The organism is Vibrio sp. (genome assembly GCF_984391705.1).
Genome location: NZ_CFHWOM010000108.1, coordinates 1 through 5,227 on the forward strand (window position 1 = coordinate 1; position 5,227 = coordinate 5,227).

4 protein-coding genes are annotated in these 5,227 nt (G+C 44.9%); all 4 read right to left on the reverse strand.

What is annotated here, in order from left to right; all coding sequences use genetic code 11:
- Positions 1-143: 143 nt before the first annotated feature.
- Positions 144-1,373, reverse strand: a complete 1,230-nt coding sequence (locus AC4MRV_RS21455; RefSeq protein WP_491189319.1) for an ammonium transporter — start codon at positions 1,371-1,373, stop codon at positions 144-146.
- Positions 1,374-1,408: 35 nt separating this feature from the next.
- Positions 1,409-1,747: a P-II family nitrogen regulator gene (glnK, locus tag AC4MRV_RS21460; protein WP_004742633.1), complete on the reverse strand. Its 339-nt coding sequence runs from the start codon at positions 1,745-1,747 to the stop codon at positions 1,409-1,411.
- Between the two features lie 189 nt (positions 1,748-1,936).
- Complete coding sequence (locus AC4MRV_RS21465) at positions 1,937-2,308, reverse strand: YacL family protein (protein ID WP_491189320.1); 372 nt, start codon at positions 2,306-2,308, stop codon at positions 1,937-1,939.
- Positions 2,309-2,531: 223 nt separating this feature from the next.
- Entirely contained in the window at positions 2,532-5,120 is a 2,589-nt protein-coding gene (gene acnB / locus AC4MRV_RS21470; RefSeq protein WP_491189321.1) for a bifunctional aconitate hydratase 2/2-methylisocitrate dehydratase, read from the reverse strand.
- Positions 5,121-5,227 lie beyond the last annotated feature (107 nt).

Below are 5,227 nucleotides of genomic sequence, written 5' to 3' on the forward strand. Positions count from 1 at the left end.
TTCGTAATGATAACGTTTATCAGTTGCGTTATTATATTCATCATAGTTTAGAAAACAATGACGTGAAACAAAAAAACCTGCTCATCAGAGCAGGTTTTTGATAGTTTTATTTGTAAGTATTTGTTACGTCACATTTAGTGTTCTTACTTTACCGTGACAAATTCAGGGTAGGCACCTACACCACAATCATGCATATCCATGCCTTCCATCTCTTCATCTTCTGAAACGCGGATACCAATCGTTACTTTTAGTACTGCCCATACCGCTAGACTAGCACCAAATACCCAAGAAAAGATTACCGCAGCACCAAGAAGCTGAGCACCGAATGACGCATCGCCATTGCTTAGTGGCACAACCATCAGGCCAAAGAAACCACACACACCGTGTACTGAAATCGCACCTACTGGATCATCAATCTTAAGCTTGTCCAGACCAATAATGCTGAATACAACTAGTGCACCAGATACCGCACCTATTGCGACTGCATACAGCGGTGATGGTGATAGTGGATCGGCAGTGATAGCAACAAGACCAGCTAACGCACCGTTAAGAATCATTGTTAGGTCGGCTTTACCCCAAGTCGTCTTACAAACTAGAAGTGCTGCAATTGCGCCAGCTGCCGCCGCTGCATTTGTGTTTAGGAAGATTTGACCGACTGCTGTTGCGTTCTCAAAATCCGATACCATCAGCTGAGAGCCGCCGTTAAAGCCGAACCAACCAAACCAAAGAATGAACGTACCTAGTGTTGCAAGTGGCATGTTTGAACCTGGAATTGGGTAGATCTCACCGTTCTTACCATATTTACCTTTACGGGCGCCCAGTAGTAGAACCCCCGCTAACGCTGCCGCTGCGCCTGCCATATGAACGATACCAGAGCCAGCAAAATCACTGAAACCTGCTTGTGATAGGAAACCACCGCCCCATGTCCAGTAACCTTCCATTGGATAGATAAATGCTGTTAGAACCGCAGAGAAAATAAGGAAAGACCACAGCTTCATACGTTCCGCTACCGCACCAGACACTACTGACATTGCTGTCGCGACAAAAACAACTTGGAAGAAGAAGTCCGACTCTAGTGAGTGGTCTGCCCCTTCACCTTGAGTGCCAATCAAAGTACCAAATGATGGTAGCCACCCACCTTCACCATTATCGACATACATGATGTTGTAGCCGACCAACAAGAACATGGTACATGCAATCGCATACAAACAAATATTCTTGGTTAAAATCTCGGTTGTATTTTTTGAGCGTACTAGGCCTGCTTCTAACATTGCAAAGCCTGCCGCCATCCACATTACTAACGCACCTGAAATGAGGAAGAAAAAAGTGTCTAGTGCGTAACGTAATTCCGTTACTGTTGTTGTTAATTCCATCTTATTGTCTCCAGTCCTTTAAATTCTTTTCGCTGTTACAGCGCTTCCGCATCCATTTCACCAGTACGAATACGTACCGCTTGGCTTAAGTCGTAAACGAAAATCTTACCGTCACCAATTTTGCCTGTATGCGCCGCTTTAGATACAGCTTCGATAACGCGATCGACATTTTCAGCTTGAGTAGCAATTTCTAGTTTTACTTTTGGCAAAAAATCCACTTGGTACTCTGCACCACGATATAGCTCTGTATGACCTTTTTGACGTCCAAAGCCCTTTACCTCAGATACCGTCATTCCTTCGATACCTACATCTGCTAAAGCTTCTCTTACATCGTCTAATTTAAATGGTTTAATAATGGCATTAATCAGTTTCATCGCATCCTCTCTATAAACTGCCTTCCTTTTGTTTTAGATAATCCAAGGTGCGTGCCAACTTGTTAAGTTATTGATTTTATATACTTTAGTGATTGTTGACTTATTGAAACGCAAAAAGGGCGCACCATTTAGGTGCGCCCCTTTCCCAATCATAAAGCAAGGTACTAAAACCTCACCAATGCTGTGCATCTATTTAGTCGTGAGGAATTCTTTCCATTGCTCTAACATGATTTCGAAGTCTTCTAGACCACAACTTGCGGTACTTTCACTGTCATAAAAATCAAATTCACTATCCGCATTCATTTCGTCACCATGGGCCAGTACATTTTCTTGCACTATAACCTCATCACCATGAATATTGACGCTGATCTCTGTGCCGAGCAGCAGGTGCTCTTTTTGTGGCTCTATGCGAGCTTGGTCAGTTAACTGTTCAACTTGAGCAATCTTATCCCAATCTTTGCCGATCTCTTCTTGCAGCCAACGACCGACAATCTCATGGCCCATGCTCGATTTAACATAGTATTCGCCCATTAAAGTATTTCTAATAAATTCGAATTCCATTGAACAGCACCTTCAAAATTTTGGACCGAGAGTATATAGCGTTCCGATCGCAAGCACAAAAAAAGCGCCTACCAAAGTAGACGCTCTATTAATGTTATCCCTTTAAATATTTGGAGTTGCAGCTAGGCGACAAGTACGTTCAGCCCTATGAGCATAGAGGCTCTATGTGATTAGGGTGAACGTACGCAGTCAACAACGCTGCGATTACAAATATGACAAGGGATTATGCTGGCTCTTGGAAAATAACCGTATCCGCCTTCTCCGTGTACTGACCCATCTTATGGAAGTTCAGGTAACGGTAAGTATCAGCAGCTGTTGCATCAATCTTCTGAGCGTACTCTAGGTACTCTTCTTTCGTCGGGATACGACCTAGAATTGCACCAACTGCAGAAAGTTCTGCAGACGCTAGATAAACGTTAGCACCTGTACCTAGACGGTTCGGGAAGTTACGCGTTGATGTCGACATTACTGTTGCTTTGTCTGCTACGCGCGCTTGGTTACCCATACATAGAGAACAACCCGGAGTTTCAATACGAACCCCTGCACGGCCGAAGATACCGTAGTAACCTTCTTCCGTTAGCTGGTCTTTATCCATCTTCGTTGGTGGCGCAACCCATAGGCGAGTGCTTAGCGAGCCATTAAACTCTTCCAGCATCTTACCTGCTGCACGGAAGTGACCAATGTTCGTCATACAAGAACCGATGAACACTTCTTGGATTTCAGTACCTTGAACTTCAGACAGTAGACGAGCGTCATCTGGATCGTTTGGAGCACACAGAACTGGCTCTGTGATATCCGCTAGATCGATTTCAATTACGTGTGCGTATTCTGCATCTTCATCAGCAGAAAGCAGTTCAGGGTTAGCCAACCACTCTTCCATCGCTGTGATACGACGCTCGATAGTACGAACGTCACCGTAACCTTCTGCGATCATCCACTTAAGCATAGTGATGTTCGAGTTTAGGTACTCTTCGATCGACTCTTGTGAAAGCTTGACAGTACAGCCTGCCGCAGAACGCTCTGCCGATGCATCTGAAAGCTCAAACGCTTGCTCTACTGATAGGTGCTCAACACCTTCAATTTCAAGAACACGGCCAGAGAATTCGTTGATCTTACCTGCTTTTTCAACAGTCAGTAGACCTTGTTGAATTGCGTAGTAAGGAATCGCATGTACTAGGTCACGTAGCGTGATACCAGGCTGCATATCACCTTTGAAACGAACCAAGATAGATTCAGGCATATCCAGCGGCATTACACCTGTTGCTGCTGCAAATGCTACAAGACCAGAACCTGCAGGGAATGAGATACCTAGAGGGAAACGAGTATGCGAGTCACCACCTGTACCGACAGTATCAGGTAGAAGCATACGGTTTAGCCACGAGTGGATTACACCATCACCCGGACGTAGTGAAACACCAGCACGGTTCATGATGAAATCAGGCAATGTGTGGTGAGTGTTAACGTCAACTGGTTTCGGGTAAGCCGATGTGTGACAGAAAGACTGCATTACTAGGTCCGCTGAGAAGCCAAGACACGCAAGGTCTTTTAGCTCATCACGCGTCATAGGACCGGTAGTATCTTGAGAACCTACTGTTGTCATCTTAGGCTCACAGTATTGACCAGCACGAACGCCTTCAACGCCACAAGCTTTACCAACCATCTTCTGAGCTAATGTGTAGCCTTTATCAGACGCGCTTGGGTCAACTGGTTTCGCAAACAAATCTGTTTCTTCAAGACCTAAAGATGCACGAGCACGACCTGTTAGACCACGACCGATGATCAGTGGAATACGACCACCAGCACGAACTTCATCTAGCAGAACTTTGCTTAACTCGAAGCTTGAGATTTCTGCGCCATCTTTACGTACAACACCTTCGTAAGGGAAGATATCAATGACATCACCCATGTTCATGTCTTGTACGTTCAATTCGATTGGTAGTGCACCTGAATCTTCCATTGTGTTGTAGAAGATTGGCGCGATCTTACCACCTAGACAGATACCACCAGTACGTTTGTTCGGTACGTATGGGATATCTTCACCCATGAACCAAAGCACAGAGTTAGTTGCCGATTTACGTGAAGAACCTGTACCAACAACATCACCAACGTAAGCCAGTGGGATACCGTCTTTTTGCAGTTCTTCAATCTGTTTGATAGGACCAACATTACCCGCATCATCAGGGTTGATACCGTCACGCTCCATCTTAAGCATTGCTTTAGCGTGAACTGGAATATCTGGACGAGACCACGCGTCAGGAGCAGGAGACAAGTCATCGGTGTTCGTTTCACCAGTAACTTTAAATACTTTTACTGTGATTTTTTCAGCAACTTTGTCTTTAGAAGTAAACCACTCTGCGTCAGCCCAAGATTGTAGAACTTGCTGCGCGTATGAGTTACCTGCTTTCGCTTTCTCTTCTACATCATAGAAAGCATCAAACATTAGCAGTGTGTGAGACAGAGCTTTAACAGCGATTGGCGCAAGCGCTTCATCATCAAGCAGTGCGATCAGTGATTCGATGTTGTAACCACCCTGCATAGTACCAAGCAGCTCAGCCGCTTTTTCTTTGCTGACTAGCGGGGATTCGACTTCACCTTTAGTGATAGCCGTTAGGAAACCAGCTTTTACATAAGCCGCTTCATCTACACCTGGTGGGATACGATTTTCTAGCAGGTCAAGAATGAACGCTTCTTCACCTTGCGGGGGATTTTTAAGAAGTTCCACAAGGCCTGCAACTTGCTCGGCATCTAGTGGTTTAGGAACAACTCCTTCGGCAGCACGCTCTTCGACGTGTTTACGGTAGGCTTCAAGCACGACTTTTTCCTCTCATTGCGGTTCCTCCCTCTTATTGCTATTTATTCAAAAAATAAGGGAGTGAACATCCTTGGAAACTTGGCTCTCCATGCCATATTTTTCATTCA

Coding starts and splice junctions, on each gene's coding strand:
- AC4MRV_RS21465 (WP_491189320.1), bottom strand. CDS start 2,308: ATGGAATTCGAATTTATTAGAAATACTTTAATGGGCGAATACTATGTT.
- AC4MRV_RS21455 (WP_491189319.1), bottom strand. CDS start 1,373: ATGGAATTAACAACAACAGTAACGGAATTACGTTACGCACTAGACACT.
- glnK (WP_004742633.1), bottom strand. CDS start 1,747: ATGAAACTGATTAATGCCATTATTAAACCATTTAAATTAGACGATGTA.